The organism is Bradyrhizobium sp. Unk1, from assembly GCF_059512345.1.
Window position 1 is genome coordinate 1 of sequence record NZ_JCAMOP010000054.1, and the last position, 23,761, is coordinate 23,761.

At 62.5% G+C, this 23,761-nt stretch carries 27 protein-coding genes and 1 tRNA gene; 24 read left to right on the forward strand and 4 right to left on the reverse strand.

The annotated features are described in order from the left end of the window. The 8 genes from AC5ZFO_RS41335 to AC5ZFO_RS41370 all read left to right on the forward strand — a co-directional run. Positions 1-491, forward strand: a 491-nt coding sequence (locus AC5ZFO_RS41335) for a hypothetical protein (RefSeq protein ID WP_496123643.1), incomplete at its 5' end; no start/stop codon positions are given. A 108-nt stretch (positions 492-599) separates the two neighbouring features. Beyond that, positions 600-1,109 carry a hypothetical protein gene (locus AC5ZFO_RS41340; RefSeq protein WP_496123644.1) on the forward strand — a complete coding sequence of 170 codons (510 nt, stop codon included), beginning with the start codon at positions 600-602 and terminating at the stop codon, positions 1,107-1,109. Next, on the forward strand, positions 1,106-2,599 hold the full coding sequence (locus tag AC5ZFO_RS41345; RefSeq protein ID WP_496123645.1) for a hypothetical protein: 1,494 nt from the start codon (positions 1,106-1,108) through the stop codon (positions 2,597-2,599). Before AC5ZFO_RS41340 ends, AC5ZFO_RS41345 begins: the two co-directional genes overlap by 4 nt. Continuing rightward, entirely contained in the window at positions 2,596-2,958 is a 363-nt protein-coding gene (locus tag AC5ZFO_RS41350; RefSeq protein ID WP_496123646.1) for a hypothetical protein, read from the forward strand. The genes AC5ZFO_RS41345 and AC5ZFO_RS41350 overlap by 4 nt, the downstream gene beginning before the upstream one ends. A gap of 10 nt (positions 2,959-2,968) precedes the next feature. Continuing rightward, complete coding sequence (locus AC5ZFO_RS41355; protein ID WP_496123647.1) at positions 2,969-3,544, forward strand: hypothetical protein; 576 nt, start codon at positions 2,969-2,971, stop codon at positions 3,542-3,544. After that, positions 3,544-3,993 (forward strand): hypothetical protein, encoded by a 450-nt coding sequence (locus tag AC5ZFO_RS41360; RefSeq protein ID WP_496123648.1) that lies wholly within the window; start codon positions 3,544-3,546, stop codon positions 3,991-3,993. Before AC5ZFO_RS41355 ends, AC5ZFO_RS41360 begins: the two co-directional genes overlap by 1 nt. A gap of 40 nt (positions 3,994-4,033) precedes the next feature. Further along, entirely contained in the window at positions 4,034-4,363 is a 330-nt protein-coding gene (locus AC5ZFO_RS41365; protein ID WP_496123649.1) for a hypothetical protein, read from the forward strand. A 221-nt stretch (positions 4,364-4,584) separates the two neighbouring features. Beyond that, positions 4,585-4,752 carry a hypothetical protein gene (locus tag AC5ZFO_RS41370; protein ID WP_496123650.1) on the forward strand — a complete coding sequence of 56 codons (168 nt, stop codon included), beginning with the start codon at positions 4,585-4,587 and terminating at the stop codon, positions 4,750-4,752. A 753-nt stretch (positions 4,753-5,505) separates the two neighbouring features. On the opposite strand, the gene AC5ZFO_RS41375 is transcribed toward AC5ZFO_RS41370, so the two are convergent. Continuing rightward, complete coding sequence (locus AC5ZFO_RS41375; RefSeq protein WP_496123651.1) at positions 5,506-6,711, reverse strand: hypothetical protein; 1,206 nt, start codon at positions 6,709-6,711, stop codon at positions 5,506-5,508. 140 nt (positions 6,712-6,851) lie between these two features. Further along, the gene (locus tag AC5ZFO_RS41380; RefSeq protein ID WP_496123652.1) at positions 6,852-8,513 is read right to left on the reverse strand and encodes a recombinase family protein; all 1,662 of its coding nucleotides are present in this window, start codon (positions 8,511-8,513) and stop codon (positions 6,852-6,854) included. A gap of 355 nt (positions 8,514-8,868) precedes the next feature. On the opposite strand from AC5ZFO_RS41380, the gene AC5ZFO_RS41385 reads away from it, so the two are divergent. From AC5ZFO_RS41385 to AC5ZFO_RS41405, 5 genes are all read left to right on the forward strand, one after another. Beyond that, a complete protein-coding gene (locus tag AC5ZFO_RS41385) occupies positions 8,869-9,102 on the forward strand; it encodes a hypothetical protein (protein WP_496123653.1) in 234 nt (77 codons plus the stop codon). 301 nt (positions 9,103-9,403) lie between these two features. Next, the gene (locus AC5ZFO_RS41390; protein WP_496123654.1) at positions 9,404-9,712 is read left to right on the forward strand and encodes a hypothetical protein; all 309 of its coding nucleotides are present in this window, start codon (positions 9,404-9,406) and stop codon (positions 9,710-9,712) included. Between the two features lie 452 nt (positions 9,713-10,164). Beyond that, positions 10,165-10,422 (forward strand): hypothetical protein, encoded by a 258-nt coding sequence (locus tag AC5ZFO_RS41395; protein WP_496123655.1) that lies wholly within the window; start codon positions 10,165-10,167, stop codon positions 10,420-10,422. Next, complete coding sequence (locus tag AC5ZFO_RS41400; protein ID WP_496123656.1) at positions 10,419-10,703, forward strand: hypothetical protein; 285 nt, start codon at positions 10,419-10,421, stop codon at positions 10,701-10,703. The genes AC5ZFO_RS41395 and AC5ZFO_RS41400 overlap by 4 nt, the downstream gene beginning before the upstream one ends. A 192-nt stretch (positions 10,704-10,895) precedes the next feature. After that, on the forward strand, positions 10,896-12,050 hold the full coding sequence (locus tag AC5ZFO_RS41405; protein WP_496123657.1) for a tyrosine-type recombinase/integrase: 1,155 nt from the start codon (positions 10,896-10,898) through the stop codon (positions 12,048-12,050). 6 nt (positions 12,051-12,056) lie between these two features. Here the strand turns inward: AC5ZFO_RS41405 and AC5ZFO_RS41410 are convergent. Together AC5ZFO_RS41410 and AC5ZFO_RS41415 are read right to left on the reverse strand one after the other, a co-directional pair. Continuing rightward, positions 12,057-12,133: transfer RNA gene (locus tag AC5ZFO_RS41410), tRNA-Arg, on the reverse strand. 164 nt (positions 12,134-12,297) lie between these two features. Then, entirely contained in the window at positions 12,298-13,797 is a 1,500-nt protein-coding gene (locus AC5ZFO_RS41415) for an ATP-binding protein (RefSeq protein ID WP_282519631.1), read from the reverse strand. A gap of 362 nt (positions 13,798-14,159) precedes the next feature. Here AC5ZFO_RS41415 and rpmH point away from each other — a divergent pair, with 362 nt between their 5' ends. The 11 genes from rpmH (at position 14,160) to dapE (ending at position 23,606) form a co-directional block, all read left to right on the forward strand. Then, positions 14,160-14,294, forward strand: coding sequence for a 50S ribosomal protein L34 (gene rpmH / locus AC5ZFO_RS41420; protein WP_008542748.1), 135 nt, complete (start codon positions 14,160-14,162; stop codon positions 14,292-14,294). A 28-nt stretch (positions 14,295-14,322) separates the two neighbouring features. After that, positions 14,323-14,724, forward strand: coding sequence for a ribonuclease P protein component (gene rnpA, locus AC5ZFO_RS41425; protein ID WP_282519630.1), 402 nt, complete (start codon positions 14,323-14,325; stop codon positions 14,722-14,724). Positions 14,725-14,740: 16 nt separating this feature from the next. After that, positions 14,741-16,582, forward strand: a complete 1,842-nt coding sequence (yidC, locus tag AC5ZFO_RS41430) for a membrane protein insertase YidC (protein WP_282519629.1) — start codon at positions 14,741-14,743, stop codon at positions 16,580-16,582. Between the two features lie 117 nt (positions 16,583-16,699). Further along, complete coding sequence (gene yihA / locus AC5ZFO_RS41435) at positions 16,700-17,353, forward strand: ribosome biogenesis GTP-binding protein YihA/YsxC (RefSeq protein ID WP_282519628.1); 654 nt, start codon at positions 16,700-16,702, stop codon at positions 17,351-17,353. After that, on the forward strand, positions 17,350-17,724 hold the full coding sequence (locus AC5ZFO_RS41440) for a DUF423 domain-containing protein (RefSeq protein ID WP_496123658.1): 375 nt from the start codon (positions 17,350-17,352) through the stop codon (positions 17,722-17,724). Before yihA ends, AC5ZFO_RS41440 begins: the two co-directional genes overlap by 4 nt. 179 nt (positions 17,725-17,903) lie before the next feature. Next, positions 17,904-18,791, forward strand: coding sequence for an acetylglutamate kinase (argB, locus tag AC5ZFO_RS41445; protein WP_282519627.1), 888 nt, complete (start codon positions 17,904-17,906; stop codon positions 18,789-18,791). 155 nt (positions 18,792-18,946) lie between these two features. After that, complete coding sequence (locus AC5ZFO_RS41450) at positions 18,947-19,933, forward strand: DUF1036 domain-containing protein (RefSeq protein WP_282520071.1); 987 nt, start codon at positions 18,947-18,949, stop codon at positions 19,931-19,933. A 14-nt stretch (positions 19,934-19,947) separates the two neighbouring features. Beyond that, positions 19,948-20,643 carry a pyrimidine 5'-nucleotidase gene (locus AC5ZFO_RS41455; protein ID WP_282519626.1) on the forward strand — a complete coding sequence of 232 codons (696 nt, stop codon included), beginning with the start codon at positions 19,948-19,950 and terminating at the stop codon, positions 20,641-20,643. A gap of 186 nt (positions 20,644-20,829) precedes the next feature. Then, positions 20,830-21,675, forward strand: a complete 846-nt coding sequence (gene dapD, locus AC5ZFO_RS41460; RefSeq protein WP_282519625.1) for a 2,3,4,5-tetrahydropyridine-2,6-dicarboxylate N-succinyltransferase — start codon at positions 20,830-20,832, stop codon at positions 21,673-21,675. A gap of 129 nt (positions 21,676-21,804) precedes the next feature. Continuing rightward, a complete protein-coding gene (locus AC5ZFO_RS41465) occupies positions 21,805-22,443 on the forward strand; it encodes a DUF805 domain-containing protein (protein ID WP_282519624.1) in 639 nt (212 codons plus the stop codon). Then, complete coding sequence (gene dapE / locus AC5ZFO_RS41470; protein ID WP_282519623.1) at positions 22,440-23,606, forward strand: succinyl-diaminopimelate desuccinylase; 1,167 nt, start codon at positions 22,440-22,442, stop codon at positions 23,604-23,606. The genes AC5ZFO_RS41465 and dapE overlap by 4 nt, the downstream gene beginning before the upstream one ends. Positions 23,607-23,761: the final 155 nt, after the last annotated feature.

Genomic DNA, 23,761 nt, shown 5'->3' on the forward strand with positions numbered 1-23,761 from the left:
CGCCCGTGCGTTGGTGCGCCTCCGCGGGCCCGGAAGTTCGGTCTCAGAAAGGGCTGCTCAGAAGGCGCGGCAGGACCGCTATTGGCATCGGCGATATTCGACTGGCGGGCTATGTTTCCGGTGGGTTGCTCATCGCGACCCGTTGCATTTTGGAAGCGTGGCTAACTTGGTCCGGCTTGGTCGTCTTCGCGCTGCGAGTCGCCTACATTGCTACCCGGGTCGTTAGCCCCGTCAGAGCTGATGTTGCCATCCGCTTCCGTGGACTCGGGGCTGTTCGTCCGACTCAGGAGAAGCTGTCTGCGCATCTCAACGAGCCGCGCACGGCAATACTCACGGTACAGAAAATCGAAAATGGTGGGCAAGATCGAGCCCTCCGTCGTTTGAATGGCGTCGCGCTACCACGCCTTCGCCGCGCCGCATGTGAACAGGATCACAAGACACGCGATCTATTCCCTGGCTTGTTGCCATTCCGATTCCGTGCACTCGCCTAATTTTCCACTCTCGACCTCCGCCTTCCTCCATCAATCCCTGATCCGGTCCGGCCTCGTTGCCGTGGCTTCGGGCCGACATTAAGTTGCACGCAACTCGTGCATAAGTAATTGATTTATAATAACTATTACGAAAACGTCATTTTGGAAATTCGCAAGTTCGCTTTATGTTCGGCTGAGTACACGCAACCGACATGCGCTATGCAGCAAGCGACAGACCAACCAAAAGCAAGCCGCCGCCGGTTGTCACGGCAATCCAGGCCACCCCGGGCCATTGACCCGTTGCGCGGCAGAGTCGACGGCAACACTACGATAGGCCGCCGGGTCCGGCACCGGTGGCGGCTCTACCTTGCCGAGCTGACCAGCCCCGACGCCGCGCTGCAGCGGGCCTTCGCGGCCGATTGTGCCGAGCTCGCCGTCGCGATCGAGGATATGCAGGGACGCCAGCTCGCCGGTGAGAATGTCGCCGAGGATCTGGTCCGCCTCCGCAACGAGCTTCGCCGGGCCGAGGGCAAATTGCACCTCAAAAGTAGCAAGGCCGAGCCGGAGACTGACCCCAGCGCGAGCGCGCTGGAGTGGCTCGACAGCTTCAAGAAGCCGGCCGCTGAGGCGTCGACATGAACCTCGCCGCCGCCATGGTCCCGGGTGGCCCGTTCGAGCCGTGGTATCACGGGCCTAGCTGGAACAATTGGCGCACCGTGGCGAAGGCGATTGACGGCCTGCCGCTATTCCCAGGCGAGGACGACTTCTTTGCCACGATCTCCGGCGGTCGACAGCCACCGAAGCGTCGGTGCCGCGAAAACTGGTTCGTGTTCGGCCGAGGTGCCGGCAAGGATTCGTTTGCCTCTGGTGCCGCGGCAATCGATGCCGCGACGTTTGACCCTAGCGTCTTGAGGCCGGGCGAAAGGGCTTTGGTTCTCTGCGTCGCAACCGACAAAGACACCGCCCGCATCATCCGCCGATACATCGGCGCCTTCTTCGATCGGATTCCCGTCTTCAAAAGGATGATGGTGAGGGACACCGAGGACCTGATCGAGTTGTCCAATTCGGTCGACATCGCCATTGTCGCCGGCAACTTCCGCAGTGTCCGTGGTCGACCGATCCTGACCGCGATCTTGGACGAAATCGCGTTTTTCCGCAGCGAAGAATCCAGTACGCCCGACATTGAACTTTACCGCGCGATCACGCCCGGCATGCGGCTTCCGACTTCGCGGCTAATCGGTATTAGCAGTCCTTACCGCAAGACTGGATTGCTCTACTCGCGGCACCGCACCCACTTCGGCAAATACAGTGACGACGTGTTGGTTTTGCAAGCCGCAAGCCACATCCTCAATCCGGTTCTCGACACCGCCGATCGCGACCGAATGATGATCGAGGATCCAAGCGCAGCGCGAGCGGAGTGGTACGCCGAGTTCCGAGATGATCTAGTCGCCTTCATCGATCCTGCGACTGTTGATGCTGCCGTGGTCGCCGGACGGGCGGAGTCGTTACCAGTTCCGAGCATCCGCTACACGGCCGCGGTCGATCCGAGCGGTGGTTCCTCGGACTCGATGACGCTGGCGATATCGCATGCCGAGGGCGAACGCGGCATCCTCGACTTGGCCCGGGAGTGGCGTCCGCCGTTCTCGCCGGAGATGGTGGTGCGGGAAATTTGTGAGATCTGCCGCCGTTATGGCGTCACGACGGTGATCGGTGACCGCTATGGAGGAGAATGGCCGCGCGAGCGCTTCCGCGCCCACCGCATCGAGTATGAGCTCGCCCCGATGCCGCGCAGCGACCTGTACCTGACCATACTGCCGGCTCTCAACTCCGGACGAATCGAGCTTCTCGACAACAGGCGTCTCGTCTCGCAACTCTGCGCGCTGGAGCGGCGCACCGCCAGAGCTGGCAGGGATTCAGTCGACCATCCGCGCGGCGGACATGACGACCTGATCAACGCTGCCGCGTTGGCACTCGTTGGCTCGGCGCTTGCGCCCAAATCCTCGGCCGACAATTGGCTCGAATATTACCGCCGGCTCGTTGAGGAGCCGAACCGCTTCAACACCGACTATGACGACATCCAGGCCCCAAAGTATGGGTGGAGTTTCGACCACCAGGAGGAGATCAGATGATGCAAATGCAAACTATCGCGGAGATCGATGCCGCCCTGATGCGGCTACCCCGCACACCGGTGACGGAAGCCGACTTCGACACTCGTGCTACCCTAGTCCGCCGTCGGGCCGAGCTGGAGCAGCAGGCGCGCCGCGACGCGGCGCGACCGAAAGAATTGACGGGGAACATTCTGGTCGTCGTGCCTGACGACAACATAACGCAGATCCAGACAATCCGCGGCCGGCTCATCAACGTTGATGTCGTCGACGGCAAACGTGTCGTCCGGCTGTATCCGGGCGAATTAAAAGACATCCTGATGGGCGGCCGAAGCAGTCTCGACTGGCAGAAGGCCAACGAGGCCATCCTGGGCCAAATCTAAGGCGCCGCAGATGGACATCACCAAGCAGTTCGGTCCGGGGGTCTACGCCATGACGTTTCGTACGCAGTATGAGGTCGAGACGGATATCGCCCTCGAGCTATCCAGGAAACTCCAGCATCTCGTGGACCGGCGCCAGGAGCAACTGCAGCAGCTGCAACAGCAGCTACAAAAATTCGAGAAGATTGCCGACAAGGTCGACGGCCTGCACAAGGGCACCTCGCTCGCGGACCTGACTGAGCTATCGGCGATGATCAAAAGTTTTAATGCGAATGCGGGACTGACGGGCCTGGTGGGTCTGGAAAAATCGATGGATGAGATTCTGGCCACGCAGGCCGAGATCAAAAAGGCCTTAGACCGCCGAGACGCGGCCTTTCCTGAATTTCAGATGTGGTGGATGGCCCAGCATTGCGGGCCGACACCGGCCCCACCGTCATTCGGCGTCGCGGACAAGTCCACCGACGCCAGGAAAGGTGATCGTGCACTGGCACTGGCACCATTGTCGAAACACACCACCGCGGTCGACCCGTCATCCGCGATCGCTGACTCAGCGTTGCGGCATCGCCCCGATCTTGGAAGGAGATTCTGATGATGACGAAGATGACCAAATTGGTTGAAACTGGTGCGCTAAAGAAGAGCGCGATGCTTGCCGATACCGAATTGCGCCGCGCCGCATTGGCGAAGGCGGCCGATCATGGTCGGCCGGGGTCTGGCAGTTTTGCAGTCGATCATCACAGCGATGCGCAGTTGGTCGAGTTCACAGTCCCGATCGGCAACACGCACGTCCGCGTGAAGCGCAGCGACAATGTGATCACCGTCGCTGGGGTGCAAGTCCCTCTTGGTCAGCTTCCTGCAGAAGTGAGGCGCCAGCTGGATGTCGCAACCTCTAGGTTCGACGGCGCGTCGATCGACGTCAACGCCGACCTTCGCGCCGTCAGCGAAGCGCGCGAACTGATCATCGCCGCGGTCGCGGCGGTCATGAGCAGCCGTCCCTTTCTGGACAGGGTCATTGTCGCGGGCACCCGCCGCGTGAGGTGAACGAAGTAGTGCGAACGCTGCAACAACTGAGGAGAGATAGATGACGATCAGACTCTTGTGCGTTGAAACGACGCCGAGCCCGATTTGCATCCCGCCCGGCGTACTTCCGCCGCAGCGTAACTACTCCGCGACCAAGGGCGGGGTGATCGATGTGCCCGGCGACATCAACGGCGACGTCCAGACTCTGTTGAGCGCACGCGACCCGCTTCCCGGAGGAACTAATTACTTCATACTGCTCGGTCAGTCCGGTCCGACATCTGCACGGCCATCGTATCCGGCCCAGGGGCAGGCATTCATTGATACGACTGTCGGCGCGACGCTGTTTTATGACGGGGCATCATGGCGCGACATCACCGGCACATCGCGCTAATCGGGCTCACGACCGTCACGCTGCCTTCCTCCATCTTGCGGCGGGTCGCGTCGGCGGCGGGCTTATCCCTTTGGGCCCGCCGCCACACAGTTTTCAAGCGCGCTCGGCCCATCCAACCGCGCGCCGCTGGAGGGAGCCTCGCGATGTCGACCGCGGATGAACCGGCGGCTCGTGCGGGCGACCTTTGACTCCGCGTGCGCGCTGCGCGCGTCGAGGGGTCGGTGACGACCAAGACGTTTGACCTGATTGGCTTCGTCGCGGAGCTCTGCGCGATTGACCATAATGTCCGCTATGGCCCTGACAGCGGTGCAAAAGCGGATTTCGCCGATGGTCCGAATTGGGCCCAAGGCGACATCGCCGCCCAACTTAGGGACCTCAATTTTCGATGAAGAGCGGCAATGAGAGCTGCCCTTGTGATACTGTTTCACTGGACGTCGGAGAATGACCAATGGCTTGGTGGATTTTCGTGATCGTTTCGATTGGGTCTATACCCCTCGCGTCTGCCATGGCGGGCGAGCGCAACAGATCACCCCGGCGATGGTGCTGGACAGCCGCGGTGGTGGGACCATTAGTGCCGTTAGCGCTGCTAATCCTTGGTGACGCGCAGCGTCCGGCTCAAGTCAACTGAAACAAGTTTGTTGCGGGGACTAGGGCGCGACGAAGTGAAGGGCAAAGGCAGCCGCGACACCGAGCGCGACGGCAATGGGGGCGGACCACCATTTAGCGGTAGCCACCAAATCTAATCCCAACCAAGGCTGCGCCTAACACCCATCTGATCAAGGCCACGGGGTTGCTCCGCGTCATGTCCTATCAATATGCGCTTGGAGTCGCCCCGTTTCCAGCCCGTCCCGCTGCCATAATCAAACCGACCCACTACCCAAAAGCTGTCCTCAGCCGGTGCACTGCCCATCGTCAGCTTCGGGTCAAGCTCGGAAGTCGGCGGGTCCATGGTAGATGGTCTGCTCTGCCACTGTGAGCGGACATCACCGGATCCGCGGTTCAGGTCCGCGAAAAGGCCAGAGGCAGACTTCAGCAAATAGCAGGCAGAAAAATATCCTAATCGATCACCTCACGGCGCGCGCCAATAGCGCGGCGGGAAGTTCAAGGCGAGCGCCTTCACAGTCTTAATGTTGATGACAAGTTCAGATTTTGTCGGCTGTTCGATCGGCATTTCCGCTAGGCCTGTCGCCCAGGGGCAGCACCGTCGATTGAAGGATCCGGAACGGGCCGCCATCTTCGCGCGCCATCGTATCCTCCATACGCCGGATGTGCTGCTCTAGCCAGCCAGGCCTGGCGGCGCCGAACACAATGAGGCCGAACGCGTTGCCGAACCTCGCCTGAAGCGCAAGTAGGTGCTGCTCGTCGGACAGCGAGAACTTGTACTCGAACTGGTCGTTCAAGAACTTGCCGGATCGAACCAACGCCGGCGCCTCGCCGGCCACGTCCTTCATGACGTCGAACAACTGAAACTTGCCATCGCGCAGCAAGTCGGTGTTCGTGAACCAGCACATCACGAGACAGCCGTCCGCGGGGAAGATCGCGCCCGCGTGCATGTAGTAGATTCCCTTCGCGAGCTTGCCCGCGAACACGTCGACGGCTTCGCGCATCTCGTCGGTCACGTTGGCAAGATGCGTATCCTGATGCGTCTGTCCCGGCCCCGGCCGCAGCCCCAGCTCACGGTTCGCGCGGCGCGCCTGGTTCGCGCACATCATCATATTCCGGAACAGCTCTGGATGCTGACGATGCGCCGCTTTCATGAGACCTTCCGCAGCCCCGTCGAGGTTGCCCTTGTCCTCGAACGGATCCATACGCGCGAGCATCGCGACCACGAGATCATTGTCGCTGCTGCCCTTGTTGCACGCCTGACAGGCGGGAAACTCGAAGCCTTCGGGCCACTGGCGATGCTGGAACAACGCGCGTGGCGGGCAATGCTCGATCGTCGAGGACGGAGCGCCTCCGCCGCAGAAGGCACACGTCTTGTGATTTCGCAGGAAGACTTGCCGGTGTCTTGTCGCTGAGCCCAAGCGATCCCTCTGTCGCTGCACTGAGGCCAATTCGCTTGGCTCCAACAACTCCAATTGTAGCAGGTTCAGGCCGACCGTAACGAACACGAATGTCCGCAACGGGTCAAGCGCGTCGGTTTTGGTTCTCCCGAGACGACGTCCGGTCAGCCCCAGTGAGCGGACATCTTTAGTTACCCCTCGCCAGGTCTCAAACGGGCCATCAGCTGACGTCTCGTCTAACACGTAGACTCGCCATTTTTGACTCGCCATTTTTGGCATGTTGATGCAAAAGTTTTTTGATTTACCGAAATTGCGCTTGTGCCGTCGGGCAAAACAGTGGTTCATAGGGTGCTGGTTCAACGCGGAAGCCAGCCCCATGTCGAATGAAGTTGATACGTCTGAGCTATCGAAGATCGCCCGGCTGAATGGTGATTTTAGAAGAAACTACGGTAAGCTGCTTGGAGCCTACTTATACTTGCGCTCAATCAGCGCCGCCCGCGGCCGCTCCTGGCTTTGGGGCGGCCTCTTTTCTCTGGCTTGTTCTGCGGGTCTGACATGGTTGGCGCGGCATGGTTGGACGACGCCAACCTGGCCTTGATCGTTTTAATCAATTCGCTCATCCCCGAGCAGTGAACTCCGTGATGCCGGGCCAGGGAGCCGGATGAAAGCCAGACGTATCGACCCGCCCGCAATTTGGAGGGCAATAGGACGTAGTCCTCGATAGTCTTGTTCGTTACGTCCAGCCTCATCACTGCGAGCAGGCCGGAGGAGATTTGCCTGCGGTAGGCTTTCCACTGCGGCGCGTGATCTGGTCCTCGCGTGGCGAGTCGTCGTGCTACGAGAAATGAAACCAGGCGCGCGCCGCCAACATCAAGAGCTATGCCGCCCTGAGCAAGCTCCGGCTGAAGACCAAGATCGTCTCTAAGGACTTCGGCAAGTTCATTCGCATGCCTCGCCTGCTCATTGAACCAGTGATCCCAGGTGTCCAACCAGTCGCAATCCCGTGGCGAGACATATCCGATCAGCGAATATGCCTTTCGCAGCGATCCAAAATGCTTAACGTAGGACGAGACGTGATTGAGCCCGAGCGTCGTGTTAATGATACGAGAGTTGAGTTTTCCTCGTCGGCGAAGCACGACGCGGAGGCGCATCAGCATCTCGTCTTCCGAAATCTCGACGCGCCGCTCAGCGAGCAGCTTTTGTGCGCGAGCGAAGATGTCTAAATCAACGATGGGTTCAATTGCGGCGGCACCACGGACCCAGACATGGGCAGGGTTCTTGATAAGTCTCTCGCCCAGGCGCCGCGAGGTTCGATTGTAGATGGTTTTGCCAATGTAATTTTCGTTGCTGAGAATCGTCGGTATCATCCCATCTGTCCACGGCCGACCGTTATGGTTGGGGATGTTGGCGTCGTTGAGCGCGCGCCGTATCTCACTGTACGATTTTCTTGCGTTGACGAATTGATCGAAGATGCACCGGACGACGGCGACTTCCTCAGCCGAACCGTGCCGCAGTCGAACACGATCCGATTGCAGAGCCTTGTACTGCCCCTTGTCGAGCTGTCCTTTCGGATGCTCGCTGTCATCGACCATCACTCTGCGCAGGCCGTAGCCGACGGGAGCGCCGACGCGGTAGCCGAGGCTTGCGACCCGGCAAAGTCCGGTGTGCACCTTGACGCCGAGTTCTCGACTCCATTCCGCGGCCATGCCTCGCTTCATGTACTTGGCCATGCCGGAAAGAAAGCTGCCGTCGTTCTTGAATATCTCGGCGCAATACTCGACACGGACACCATTCATCTTGCACAGGAACTCGTAGTAGGCGCTCTCGTCGGCGTCCTGGAAGCGCCCCCACCGGCTGACGTCATAGACAAGGATCTGATCGAAGTCGGCCTGGCCTGATTGGACATCTTCGATCAGTTCGATGAGGCCCGGCCGGCCTTTGATCCGTAGGCCGCTCCGGCCTTCATCCTCATAGGTCCGGACAATCGTGAGGCCGTTAGCTGCCGCGTAAGCGGCAATTGCTGCGCGCTGGTTCTCGATCGAATAACGCTGAAGTTCTCTCGACATCCGGACGTATTGCGCGGCACGCTGCACCCGCAGGCGCCTCGCCAGATTCGTCCCCTTGCGCACGACCAACGAGTTGGTCATGACCCGCCCCGCATCAGAGCAGTAACCTGGTGGGATTACACCGCTAAGCCTCTAGCGTTACAAGTGAAAGGTAGCGCAGATACCTCGTCTGCGCTCGTCGCGATTTTCCATGACCGCAATCCAGGCTGCGCTACTGCGCCGTCGAGGACTGACGAGAACGCCCAATGTCCGCAATGGGTCACAAGCCGGCGTGACGCCCCGCGCCATTCTCAGTCCGCTCCGCCCTCGAAACCGGACATCGAGCAGCCATGGCGTTTGGAGGGCCGCAGATAAGCCACAACCGGCGAGTTCGCTACAGGTGCCCGAGTGTGAGCAACGGGCCGCCGACCGGACGAGCATCATCTGGAGCAAGGTAATGATTGGTTACGTTGTTACTGAGGCAATTGATCATGCGTTGCACGAGGTGCAGGCCGCGCGGCGCGACCTCACCTTAACCGCCTTCTGCGTACGGCATGCAGAAGCGCTTCGCAGAATGGATCTAGCGAAAACCAGCCTTGCTTATCTGCTGTCCGGAACCACGGGGCACACCGACCTTCTCACGTCGGCAAATCCGGCAAGTTACTCGATTTCGAAACTCTCGACTGAGTGAGGCGCGCGCCCGGTTCTTCACCTTGCCCCAGCAGACCGCCGCGGTAGAGCCGATCACGGAGATCATGCCGAAGCGCGCGGTGCGGACGAAGCAGTGCATAATGCGCTGATCAACTTCGCGTGCTGCACCAATGTGGTGCATTCAAAGTCTGTTACTGCTCGCGAAATCGGCGTGCCGTACGAGCAGAAAGTTGACGTGCACCAGAAACTCGGCGCAGCATCGCGTTGCTGCTCGCCGAGCGGCCCGGCCGACGTGCTGCGAACACGCGACCGAGCCTAACCGAAGCCACTGGAGGTTACACATGGCCCAGGCTGCCGAACGTTCTACCACGTCTAACCACCCCGACGCCGCACTGCTCGCGATGATCGAGCACCATGATATCCTTTCGGCCAAGTGGGATCTCGCGGTCAAACGTGACCCCATGAAAGGCGCCCCTACGAACCTCATCCAAGAGACGTGCGACCTGCAGCGTAAGATCGTTGCGACCCCGGCCTTCACGTCCACCGGCCTGGACGCCAAGATCAGGATCGTGCGTCACGCCGAGTTCGATGACGATGACGGGATCATTGCGACGATCCTCGAGCTCGACGCCGAGCGCGCCGCGCGCTGATCCGCCATCATCATCGCAGCAAGGCCCGCCGTTCACCGCGCGGCGGGCTTGAACTTTTCGTGGGTTATTGCGGAGACCGCTCCAGCGCCACCCCAAGGAAATTTCTGTATCGCGCTACCGATTTCGTGGCGGATACCTCGCACGTATAGGAACGGCTGCCCTTGTTCTGCCGTGCGATGCAAATCAATATTCCGCATTGGCTTTGTCAACATTGTCGACATAGGAGGCCGGTGTGAATCAAGCGCAAGACACTTCAATGCTGACCGTGAAGGTCGCCTCTGACGTGCGTCAGAAACTGCAGGAGTGGGCTGCTCGCAACTTGTCATCAATGACCACCGAGCTGAATAGATCCGTTCGGGAGAGAGCCGAGCGCGAGCAAGCCGAGAAGACAATGCAGTCCTGAGATGTGCCGCGCCGGCCGGAAGCCGGCATTGCCTGAAAGGAATAGAGCAATGATGGATCTAGAAAATATGTTGAGAGAGTGTGGTTTCAGCGCAGCTCACAGCAAACTCATTATCGGACAGTTTTTATCTGGTATCGCCACTGCCATGGAATCAATGGGGGTTTCCGATCAGACTGTCGGAGAGACGTGTACCGAAGAGCAAGTGCGAGAAATCTTGCTCAAGGCGATCGATGATCAGGTTGCCACCATCTCAGAATGCCAGAGAGATGGTCTCAACTTGGCATCATTAGAGGAGGCGGTACGATGACCGACATCATCACGCTGAAACCTCGCAGGGTCACATACTCCGTGCTTATCAACGTTCATCACTGGAGCGGCGGCGACCCGAATAGCATCAAGATCGAGACCGAGTCGCCGCTGGGGCCTTTCGCGGTGGGCGGTCAGATTCGGATTGGTGGTCTCGACGGATTCCCGGAGTCGAGGTTGACGACGGGCAAGGTGCGCGCGGTCAAGCACTTCCTTGGCGGCGACACCCTAGGCTTAGACCATCAGATCACGGTTGAGGTTGATCAGGACCTCGAGCCCTAGCCGTGAGTCGGGCCCGCCCGACCTTCAAGCAATCCGACCTCGTCAGAGCCATCCGGGCCGCGGTGCAGGCCGGTCTGGCGGTCGCGCGGGTCGAGGTCTCGCCTGAGGGGCGCATCATTGTCATTGCCGGTCCGACAGAACCGGAGCAGAATTCCCCCTTGCTTACGCCTCTCGAAAAATGGAGGGCGGAACGTGGTCAGGGCTAACCTCGAAGGCGTTTTCCCGACCTACAAGACGCTGAAAGACGGTACGCGCCGGAAATATTGGTATCACCGCGCCACACTCAAGCGTCTTCACGGCGAGCCCGGATGCGCCGAGTTCATTGCGGACTACGCCGCCGCCGAGAAGCTGATCCGCGATCGGCACGTCGGCACATTCAATAGCCTTGTCCGCTCCTATACCACGAGCGTCGAGTTCGAGCAGAAGCTCGCGCCCAGCACGCAGGGCGAGTACAAGCGGATGCTGACGAAGGCCGAGGGCGAGTTCGGCACCTTGCCGATCGCCGCGCTCGATGATCCCCACGTCCGCAAAGACGTGCTCGACTGGCGCGAGAAGGTTGCCCGTCAGTCGGGTCAGCGCGAGGCCGACAACCGGCTGTCGGCAATCAGCGCAATGATCACATGGGCTGTCGACCGAGGGACGTTAACAGCGAACCACATCCGAGGATTCAATCGCCTCTATCATGTCGACCGCAGCGAGATCATTTGGTTGCCCGAGCACTTCGCCGCGTTCATGGCGGTGGCGCCGCTCGAGATGCAGCGCGCGCTGATCCTCGCCCTGCACACCGGCCAGCGCGAAGGTGATCTACTCCGCCTGCCGTGGTCGGCCTACAAGGGCACTCACATCGAGCTTAGGCAGGGCAAGGCGCGCCGGCATGGGCAGATGGCGCCCCTGATCCAGATCCCCTGCACCGCCGCCCTGCGCCGCATGCTTGACGACGTGAAGCAGATCTCGCCGTTGGTCCTGACCACCAAGACCGGCCAGTCGTTCAAGGCGCGCTACTTCAACACGCTATGGGACCGGACCATGACGAAGGCCGGATTGCAATCGGTCCGCCTGCCCGGTCAGGACGAGCCGGTCGAGCTGCACTTCCACGACCTTCGCGGCACCGCCGTGACGTTGCTATCCGAGGCCAACTGCACGCCGCAGCAGATCGCGACCATTACCGGTCACAGCCTTAAGACGGTTCACAAGATTCTGGAACGGTACCTTGCTCGGACCCGCGGCCTCGCCGAGCAGGCGATCTTCAATTTCGAGAACAGCCCTCGAACAAAGTTTGCAAACCAACTGCAAACCAGCGCTGCCAACGCATTGGACAAGAAAGAAAAACGCGATGCCAATCAATGACATGAATGGCGCGCCCGGAACGATTCGAACGTCCGACCCTCAGATTCGTAGTCTGATGCTCTATCCAGCTGAGCTACGGGCGCGTTTTTCGCGAACAGTGCGGGCTGGGCCCGCAGGCAGCCTCCGGACAGCGCCGGAGGGGTGCGAAAGAGCGCTCTGACTAACCGCTCTTGCCTCGATTGGCAAGGTCCGGGGTGGGGAGATTTTACAGGGAGGTGACGATTTCCCGGGTCGGCCTCTGGCCGACCTACGCCCTCTGCCGCTCGTTGCGGATGGAGAGGAGTTCCACGGGGCGGTCGGGGATGACGATCCGGAAGGTGGCGCCGATGGTGCCCTCGACCAGATGGATCTCGCCGCCATGGGCGCGGACCAGCTCGGCGGCGATCGCCAAACCAAGCCCGCTGCCGCCGGGGCGGCCGGAGGTCTGGAACGCCTCGAACAGATGGTCCCGGGTCTTCTGGGGGACACCGGGGCCGGTGTCGGAGACCTCCAGGATGGCAACGGCACCTTCGCGCTTTCCGGTGATCCGGATCTGCTGCGCCCCGCCGTCGCCCGACGAATGGCTTTCCAGCGCCTGGGCGGCGTTGCGGACGAGGTTGAGCAGCACGCGGAAGAGCTGGTCGGGATCGGCATCGACCGCAAGCCCGCGCTCGATCGCGGCGACCCAGGCGATCGAAGCGTCGCTGGCGAGGCCCGCGGTTTCGCGCACCTCCAGCACGACAGGCTCGATCAGGAGCATGCGGCGGTCGGGCGCCGCTTCCTGGGCGCGGCCGTAGGACAGCGTCGACTGGCAGAAGGCGATGGCGCGCTCGAGCGAGCGCACCAGCTTCGGTGCAAAACGCTGCACCCGCGGATCCGGCACGCTGGCGAGCTGGTCGGACAGAAGCTGGGCCGACGCGAGCAGATTGCGCAGATCGTGGTTGATCTTGGAGACCGCGAGGCCGAGGGCGGCGAGCCGGCTCTTCTGATGCAGCATCGACATCAGGTCGCGCTGCATGTCCGACAATTCGCGCTCGGCGACGCCTATTTCATCGCTGCGCTGGCTCGGCACGATGATCCGCGCCGAGCTTTCGGGGTTTTCGTGGAAACCGACCAGGCTCGCGGTCAGCCGCCGCATCGGGCGCACGAAGAGATAATGCAGCGCGAGATAGACCAGGCCCGCGGTCAGCACCGCGATGATCAGCGCGACCACCACGACGTTGCGGGAGAAGCGATACATCTGCTGCCGCAGCGGCAGCTCATCGGTCACGATCTCGATGAACTGGGCGTTGCCGACGCCGGGTCCGACGATGCGGATGGCCTGGTTGCCGGTCTCGAGCATCATCCGGAACGAGCCGGTGATCGCCTCCCACACCGTCATGTCGCGCAGGTCGATGTCATGCTCGATAGCGGTGGGAAGGTTGTCGCTGGCGAGCAGCCGCCGCTGCTGCCCCATCTTGATGGCGACGGCACGCGCATTGATGCTTTTCAGGATCTCGCGCGACAGCGACTCGGGCACCATGCCGAGCGGGGCGGCGTCGAGCACCAGCGCGGCGGTGTTGGCCGCCGCGACGCGGTCATTGAGCCGGTTGACCCAGAAGTTGGCGATGGCGGGCACGTAGAGCAGGACGGCGGCGATCATCACCAGGGGGACGGTGAGCAGCAACAGCTTGCCGGATAGCCCGAGCCCGCTGGGCCCACGCGGCCGCATCGCCGGCTGGCCCGGCTGATCCGCATCATGGACCGGCTGGAGGTCTGTCGCTGCCACGAAGTTCGCCCCTGTTGGCTTTGTAATAGAGCCTGGCTGATGAAGGATGCGACCCGGCCGGGGGCCGGTCAAATTACGGATCGCTAATCTCTCAAGGTGGGATGTAAGGTCTGATATCGCGAGTCGCCACCTCAAGGGTTAAAAACCCCGCGCAAACAGTGATATTCACCGGAACAGCGCGCTCTTGCGACGTTGACGAAAAGAAGACGCTCGCTTATAAGCCGCGCAAATTGTCCGCGATGACCCGGTGCGCACGCCGGGAGCGGCTCTCTTGGGGCCGAAAAGGGCCCGTTTTGGGCCGCATCTTCCGGACTTTATCATCAATTCTACAGGCAAATTGCCCGGTCAGCGGAGAAAAACCCGTGAAGCGGACTTATCAACCCAGCAAACTGGTGCGCAAGCGCCGTCACGGCTTCCGTGCCCGTCTCGCCACTGCCGGCGGCCGCAAGGTTCTCGCCGCCCGCCGCGCCCGCGGCCGCAAGCGTCTGAGCGCCTGAGCCGGACCCCCATTTTTGGGATTTCATCATGGATCGGCTGAGGCAGCGGGCGGATTTCCTCGCCGTTGCCAATGGCGCGCGGGCGAATAATCCCGCGTTCGTCCTGCAAAGCCGCCGCCGCGACGACAGCGGCCCGATCCGGATCGGCTTCACCGTTACCAAAAAGAACGGCAACGCCCCCGAGCGCAATCGCATCCGGCGCCGGCTTCGCGAATTGGTGAAGCGGCTCGATCCGGTGTCGATGCAGCCCCATCATGATTATGTACTGGTCGGCCGAAGGGACGCGCTCTCGCGCGACTTCGCCACCATGCTCGACGATCTGCGCATAGCGTTCACGAAGCCTGCGCGGCATACGCACAAGGGACGCGGCCCAAGAACTGACGGCTCAAGGCCCGGCCCCGCTCCTGCGACCAGCCGCAAACCGGATTGATGACGAGACAATAGTGATGACCGACAATCGCAATACCATCCTCGCCGTCATTCTCTCCGGCCTGGTGCTGATCGCCTGGCAGTATTTCTACAACGTGCCGGCGATGGAGAAGCAGCGCGCCCAGCAGCAGGCGCAGGCCGAGCTCCAGAAGAACACGCCGCAGCCGACTGCCTCCGCAACGCCGGGCGCCGCGCCGCAGCCCGGCAGCGCGGCCCAGCCGTCAACACCGGCCGCGAACCAGGCCCAGCCGGTCGTTGCCCGCGAGACCGCGATTGCCGCCAGCCCGCGCGTGAAGATCGACACGCCGCGGATTGCCGGCAGCATCTCGCTGAAGGGCGGCCGCATCGACGACATCGCGCTGGTGCAATACCGCGAGACGGTCGACCCGAAGTCGCCGCCGATCGTGCTCTATTCGCCCTCGGGCACCGCAGAACCCTATTACGCCGAGTTCGGCTGGGTGCCGGCAACGGGCGTGACCGCCAAGCTGCCGGACGCCCAGACCCTCTGGCAGCAGGACGGCAGCGGCAGCCTGACGCCGACAACGCCGGTGGTGCTGAAGTGGGACAATGGCGAGGGCCTCACCTTCCGCCGCACCATCGCGGTCGACGACCATTATCTCTTCACGCTCAAGGACGAGGTGAGCAATGTCGGCAACGCGCCTGTCACGCTCTACCCGTTCGCGCTGATCTCGCGCCACGGCACGCCGCAGGTCTCCGGCTACTACATCCTGCATGAAGGCCTGATCGGCTATCTCGATGGCCTGCAGGAATACGCCTACAAGAAGATCGACGAAGCCAAGGCGGTGAACTTCAAGGCCACCAATGGCTGGCTCGGCATCACCGACAAGTACTGGGCTTCGGCGCTGCTGCCGGACACCAGTGCACAGCTCCAGGCGCGTTTCTCGTCGAACCCGGTCGGCAACGTCCACACCTACCAGACCGATTATCTGCTCGACCCCGTCACCGTCGCGATCGGCGGCACTGCGACCGCGAACGCGCGGCTGTTCGCCGGCGCCAAGGAAGCCGGCGTCGTCGGCGTGTTCCCGTTCGCCGGTCTCGGCGGCTACAACAAGGAGCTCGGCCTCAACCATTTCGATCTGTTGATCGACTGGGGCTGGTTCTACTTCATCACCAAGCCGATGTTCCTCGGCCTCGACTTCTTCTACCGCTTCTTCGGCAATTTCGGCATCTCGATCCTGCTCGTCACCGTGATCGTCAAGCTGCTGTTCTTCCCGCTGGCCAACAAGTCCTACGCCTCGATGGCGAAGATGAAGTCGGTGCAGCCGCAGCTTCAGGCGCTGAAGGAGCGCTTTCCCGACGACAAGGTGAAGCAGCAGCAGGAGATGATGGAGATCTACCGCAAGGAGAAGATCAATCCGGTCGCCGGCTGTCTTCCCGTGGTGATCCAGATCCCCGTGTTCTTCTCGCTCTACAAGGTGCTGTTCGTCACCATCGAGATGCGGCATGCGCCGTTCTTCGGCTGGATCAAGGATCTCTCTGCGCCCGATCCGACCAACCTCTTCACCCTGTTCGGGCTGATCCCGTTCGATCCGACTACCCTTCCGCTGTTCGGCCACTACCTCGCGCTCGGCATCTGGCCGATCATCATGGGCATCACGATGTGGTTCCAGATGAAGCTGAACCCGACGCCGCCGGATCCGACCCAGCAGCTGATCTTCAACTGGATGCCGCTGATCTTCACCTTCATGCTGGCGGGCTTCCCGGCGGGTCTCGTGATCTACTGGGCCTGGAACAACACGCTCTCGGTCCTCCAGCAGAGCTTCATCATGCGCCGCAATGGCGTGAAGGTGGAGCTGTTCGACAATCTCAAGGCGACGTTCGCGAAGAAGGCGACGTAGCTCTCCGTCATTGCGAGGAGCGAAGCGACGAAGCAATCCAGAGTCCCTCCGCGGATGCATTTCTGGATTGCTTCGCTTCGCTCGCAATGACGAAGGTAAACAACTGAAGGCCTTCGCATGACCGACGACAAAGATGCGAAGCTGATCGAGACCGGGCGAAAGCTGTTCACCCGCGACTGGCAGTTCATCTGGGCCTCGCCCTCGATTGCGACGCTGCCGCCGATGGACGGGCTGGAGATCGCCTTTGCCGGCCGCTCCAATGTCGGCAAGTCCAGCCTGATCAACGCGCTGACCGGCCGCAACGCGCTTGCGCGTACCTCGCATACGCCGGGCCGCACCCAGGAACTGATCTTCTTCGAGGTCCCCGGCAAGAAGGACCTGCGCCTCGTCGACATGCCCGGCTATGGCTACGCCAAGGCGCCGAAGACGCAAGTCGCGTCCTGGACCGAGCTGATCCACAAATTCCTGCTGGGGCGCGCCTCGCTCGCACGCGTCTACGTGCTGATCGACGCGCGCCATGGCCTCAAGGACGTCGATCTCGAAATCCTGGGGACGCTCGACCGTTCCGCGGTGAGCTACCAGATCGTGCTGACCAAGGCCGACCAGGTGAAGGCGTCCGAGCTTCAGTCCCGCATCGCCGAGACCGAGGCCGCGCTGGCAAAACATCCGGCGGCGTTTCCGAACGTGCTCGCGACCTCGTCGCGGAGCTCGACCGGCATGGCCGAGCTGCGTGCCGCGATGGCGAAGCTGCTGGAAGAGCGAACCTCGTGACGCCTGCATTCCGCCTGCTGATTGGGCTTGCCGGTTTGATGGGCGCCGCCGGCGTCGCGCTGGCCGCCGCCTCCGCTCACGACGCCGACGCCAGCCGGCTCGCCTCCGCCAGCGCCATGCTGCTGTTTCACGCAACTGCCATACTCGCAGGCGTCGCCCTGCTCGCGCGCGGCCTTCTGCACGGCGGAATTGGCCTCATCGCGGCGTTCGGCTTGGTGATCGGCGCCGCGCTGTTCGCGGGCGATCTCACCTTGCGGCAATATGCGGGGCACGCGCTGTTTCCGTATGCCGCGCCGACGGGTGGGACGGTGATGATCTTGAGCTGGCTGGCGGTGACGCTCGCGGCGGTGGTGGCCAAGCGCAGCCCGTAGCGCCCGTAGCCCGGATGGAGCGAAGCGCAATCCGGGGCCGAATTCGCGGCTAGATTCCCGGATTACGCTTCGCTCCATCCGGGCTACGCGCCTGCGTCCGGGGCATGAAGACCACTTTGCGCCGCGCCCGCCAATCGGATAGAACGCGCACCGACAGTCCCGCCAGCGAGATCCGCCTCATGACCGACATCTCCCCGCTCGACCAGGCCCGCATCCTGTCCGAAGCGCTGCCGCACATGCAGCAGTATGACGAGGAAACCATCGTCATCAAATATGGCGGCCATGCCATGGGCGACGAGGAGACCGCGAAGAACTTTGCCCGCGACATCGTGCTGCTCGAGCAGACCGCGATCAACCCGGTGGTGGTGCATGGCGGCGGGCCGCAGATCGCGACCATGCTCAAGCGCCTCGGCATCCAGTCGGAGTTCGCAGCAGGCCTGCGCATCACCGATGCCGCGACCATCGAGATCGTCGAGATGGTGCTGGCCGGCTCCGTCAACAAGCAGATCGTCGGCTACATCAACGAAGCCGGCGGCAAGGCCGTGGGGCTGTCGGGCAAGGACGCCAACATGGTGAAGGCGTCGAAGACGACGCGCACCATCGTCGATCCGGGTTCGAACATCGAGAAGGCGATCGATCTCGGCTTCGTCGGCGACCCCGAGAAGGTCGACCTCACGCTGCTCAACCAGCTGATCGGCTACGAGCTGATCCCGGTGCTGGCGCCGCTCGCGACCTCCAAGGAAGGCCAGACGCTCAACGTCAACGCCGACACCTTTGCCGGTGCGGTCGCCGGCGCACTGAAGGCAAAGCGCCTGCTGCTGCTCACCGACGTACCTGGCGTGCTCGACAAGTCGAAGAAGCTGATCCCGCAGCTTTCGGTGAAGGACGCGCGAAAGCTGATCGCCGACGGCACCATTTCCGGCGGCATGATTCCGAAGGTCGAGACCTGCATCTACGCGCTCGAACAGGGCGTGGAGGGCGTCGTCATCATCGACGGCAAGACGCAGCACGCGGTGCTGCTCGAGCTCTTCACCAACACGGGCACGGGAACGCTGATCCATAAGTGATGATGAGCGGGCCAAAGCAAGCCGTCATGGCCGGGCTTGTCCCGGCCATCCACGACCTTTCGTCTCGCGCCAAGAACGTGGATGCCCGGCACAAGGCCGGGCATGACGAGCCGAGAGTTCAGCGCCCCCGCCGCTCGACCCTGACGCGTTTCCTGATGACGCTGCCCGCCGCGGCCATCTCGTTCTTCTTCTCCTCCGCGCCCGCCCTGGCCGACCTGAAAATCTGCAACCGCATGTCCTATGTCGTCGAGGCCGCGATCGGCATCGACGACAAGGCGGCGACCGCGACGCGCGGCTGGTTCAGGATCGATCCCGCCACCTGCCGCGTCGTGGTGCAGGGCACGCTGACCGCCGACCGCATCCTGCTCAATGCCCGCGCGCTCGGCGTCTACGGCGCCTCGCCGATCCCGCAGAACGGCAGCGACACGCTGTGCGTGGCGCAGGACAATTTCGTCATCGCGGCCGCGCGGCAATGCCGCAGCGGCCAGACGCAAGTCCCTTTCACCCAGATCACGCCGACGCAAGCCGCGGACGGCAATTTCACGGCCTATCTCGCCGAGGATTCCGAATATGACGACGAGCAGGCCCGCCTCGCCGGCATCCAGCGACTGCTGGTGATCGCGGGCTACGACGCCGCGCCGATCGACGGCGTCGACGGGCCGAAGACGCAAGCAGCACTTGCCGCCTTCCTGAAGAGCCGCGGACTGGCGGCGGACATCATGTCGTCGCCGAACTTCTTCAAGACCATGGTCGATGCGGTGCAGACGCCTTCTGCAACCGGCCTGACCTGGTGCAACGACACGCCGCACAAGGTGATGGCGGCGGTCGCCACCGACGACGGCAAGTCCGTGACGAGCCGCGGCTGGTATCGCATCGATCCCAGGACGTGCCTGCACCCCGATGTGACCGGGCAGCCGAAGCAGATCTTCAGCTTCGCTGAAGCCATCGACGCCGACAACCGCGTCATCAAGCTGAAGGACAAGCCGCTGAACTGGGGCGGCGACAAGCAGCTCTGCACGCGCGAGACCAAGTTCGAGACCAACGAGCATGCCGATTGCGGCGCGCGCGGATTCGCGGCGACGGGTTTCGGCGTGGTGGACATGTCGAGCGGCGGCAAGACGCTGCGCTTTGCGATGCCGTGATTGAGAGACCAGTGATGAATCCACGCCGCACCTTTGCCCACGTCGACACCTGGGTGTTCGACCTCGACAACACGCTCTACCCGCACCACGTCAATCTGTGGCAGCAGGTCGATGCGCGGATCGGGGAGTTCGTCTGCAACTGGCTGAACATCGGTCCGGAGGAAGCGCGCAAGATCCAGAAGGATTATTATCAGCGCTTCGGCACCACCATGCGCGGCATGATGACCCTGCATGGCGTGCGCGCCGACGACTACCTCGCCTATGTCCACAAGATCGACCACTCGCCGCTGGAGCCGAACCCGGCCCTCGGCGAAGCCATCGCAAGACTGTCGGGCCGCAAGCTGATCCTGACCAACGGCTCGGTCGACCATGTCGATGCCGTGCTGGCGCGGCTCGGCCTCGCCACGCATTTCGACGGCGTGTTCGACATCATCGCCGCCGGGTTCGAGCCGAAGCCGTCGCCGCTGACCTATCAAAAATTCCTCGAAGACCATGCGGTCGATCCGACCCGGTCTGCGATGTTCGAGGACCTCGCTCGCAACCTCACCGTCCCGCACGCGCTCGGCATGACCACTGTGCTGGTGGTGCCTGACGGCACCAAGGAAGTGGTGCGGGAGGACTGGGAACTGGAGGGCCGGGACGCGCCCCATGTCGACCACGTCACGGATGATCTGGCGGGGTTTTTGGCGGGACTGTTGCGTCCCAACTAGGTCGTCATACCCCGCGAAAGCGGGGTATCCAGTAATCACTGCCATCTCGATTCATCACAACCGCCGCGGCGTACTGGATCACCCGCTTTCGCGGGTGATGACAGCGAACCAAGCTTGACTCCTCCCCGCCAAATCCGGAAAAAGCCTCCCAATCCACCAAAATTCCGTTCCCTAGAGGAAATCCCGATGTCCCTGTCCGCCCTCGAATCCACCATCAACAGCGCCTTCGACGCGCGTGACGGCATCTCGACCTCGACCAAGGGCGAGGTGCGCGAGGCCGTGGACCAGGCGCTGGAGATCCTGGACAAGGGCGAGGCCCGCGTCGCGGAGCGCGGGGCCGACGGCAAGTGGAAGGTCAATCAATGGCTGAAGAAGGCCGTGCTGCTGTCCTTCCGCCTCAACGACATGGGTGTCATTCCCGGCGGCTCCGGCAAGGCGACCTGGTGGGACAAGGTGCCCTCGAAGTTCGAGGGCTGGGGCGAGAACCGTTTTCGCGATGCCGGTTTTCGCGCGGTGCCGGGTTCGGTGGTGCGCCGCTCGGCCTTCATCGCCAAGAACGTCGTGCTGATGCCGTCCTTCGTCAATCTCGGCGCCTATGTCGATGAGAGCACCATGGTCGACACCTGGGCCACCGTCGGCTCCTGCGCGCAGATCGGCAAGCGCGTGCACATCTCCGGCGGCGCCGGCATCGGCGGCGTGCTCGAGCCGCTCCAGGCCGAGCCCGTGATCATCGAGGACGACTGCTTCATCGGCGCGCGCTCCGAGGTCGCCGAAGGCGTGATCGTGCGCAAGGGCGCGGTGCTGGCGATGGGCGTGTTCCTGGGCGCCTCCACCAAGATCGTCGATCGCGAGACCGGCGAGGTCTTCGTGGGCGAGGTGCCGGAATATTCGGTCGTCGTGCCCGGCGCGCTGCCCGGCAAGCCGATGAAGAACGGCCACATCGGCCCGAGCACGGCCTGCGCCGTGATCGTCAAGCGCGTCGACGAGCGCACGCGCTCGAAGACCAGCATCAACGAGCTGCTGCGGGATTGATAAGATTCTCTCTTTCACCTCTCCCGCAAGCGGGGCGAGGTGAAAGAGCCCCTTGCGGCGCCAATCGAACCCTCTATCCCTCCATCGCGACCAATCACCGGACGGCCTCCGCTGCCCGGAACCTTCGCCATGGACTGGACCTGGTACCTCTTTCGCTTCGACGGCCGCATCAACCGCGCTTTGCTGTGGCAGGCGCTGCTCATCGTCGCGCTGCTGGCGGCGCTGCTCGGCGTGATCGGTCAGGTGATCCACCTCATCGAGGCCGAGGGGGCGTTGAAGCTATCCCTGAAACTCGATTTCGACTTCGGCCTCGACGACCTCTTCAAGCTGGTCGATCCCCGGGCCTATCGCTCGCTGGCGCCCGTTGATCGCACCAACCTGATCCTGAAGGCGTTCGGCTTGTCGCTGTTCCTCTGGATCTATCTCGCGACTGCGATCAAGCGGCTGCATGATCGCGACAGGAGTGGCCGGTGGATCATTGCCTTCTTCGTCGTGCCCGGCCTGTTCAGCCAGTTCTCGGATCTGCTGCCCGACTCCAACTGGACGCTTCCATTCAGCCTCGGCGCTTCCAGTCTGTGGCTGTGGGGCTTCGTCGAGATGTTCTGCGTCCCCGGCAGTACCGGCGACAATCGGTTCGGTCCTGATCCATTGGCCGAGACCGAGGACGGCTCGTCCCCTGCAAAAAGCTGGGACCAGCAAAGCGAGCTGGAATTGGTGCCGCCCAGCGCTAGCCCACCCGGCGGCATGCATGTTAAGCGGAGCGCATGACCGATGCTCTCTCGATTGCCCGCGATCTCATCCGCTGCCCCTCGGTAACTCCGGCCGATGCCGGTGCGCTGGGGGTGCTTGAGAAAGCCCTCAACGCTGCCGGCTTCACTTGCCACCGCGTGACCTTCAGCGAAGCAGGCACAGCCGACGTCGACAATCTCTATGCGCGGATCGGCACTGAAGGCCCGCACATCACCTTCGCCGGCCACACCGACGTGGTGCCGCCCGGCGACGAGAGCGCCTGGAGCGTCGGCGCGTTCTCGGGCGAGGTCCGGGGCGGCTTTCTGCACGGCCGCGGCGCGGTCGACATGAAGGGTGGCATCGCCTGCTCGGTGGCAGCCGTGCTCGAGCATCTCGCCGCGAATGGCGGCACGCCGCGCGCCGATGGAAAGGGCTCGATCTCGTTCCTGATCACGGGCGACGAGGAAGACGTCTCCATCAACGGCACCATCAAGCTGCTGAAATGGGCCGCGGAGCGCGGCGAAAAGTTCGACCATTGCGTGCTCGGCGAGCCCTCCAACGTCGAGACGCTCGGCGACACCATCAAGGTCGGCCGCCGCGGCTCGCAGTCCGGCACGCTCTATGTCGACGGCGTGCAGGGCCATGTCGCCTATCCGCACCGTGCCTCCAATCCGGTGCCTGATATCTCGCGGCTGATCGTGGCGATCAGTGACGAGCCGCTCGACCATGGCAGCGCGCAGTTCCAGGCCTCCAATCTCGAATTCACCTCGGTGGACGTCGGCAACAAGGCCAACAACGTCATCCCCGGCGAGGCCCGCGCAAAGTTCAACATCCGCTACAATGACAACCACACCCAGGCGAGCCTGCGCGAGCTGGTCGAGACACGTCTGACGAAAGCCTGCGGCAACCGCATCCGCGCCCGCATCGTCTGGGAGCCCTCGAACTCGAATGTGTTCGTGACCAAGCCCGGCCCGTTCACCGACCTCGCGGTCTCCGCGATCGAGGAGGTGACCGGGCGCAAGCCGGAGCTGTCGACCTCAGGCGGCACCTCGGATGCGCGCTTCATCTCGAGCTACTGTCCGGTGATCGAGTTCGGCCTGGTCGGCCAGACCATGCACCAGGTCGACGAGCGCGTGCCGGTGGTGGATTTGGAGAAGCTGACGCAGGTGTATCGGGGGATTTTGGCGCGGTATTTTGGGTGAGACTCAACTCTCGCCCATCACTCCACTGTCATCGCCCGGCTTGACCGGGCGATCCAGTACTCCGAGACAGCAGCGATAGCATCGAGAGGCCGCGGCGTACTGGATGCCCCGGTCAAGCCGGGGCATGACACTGATGATGAGGCAAGGGCGTCTGG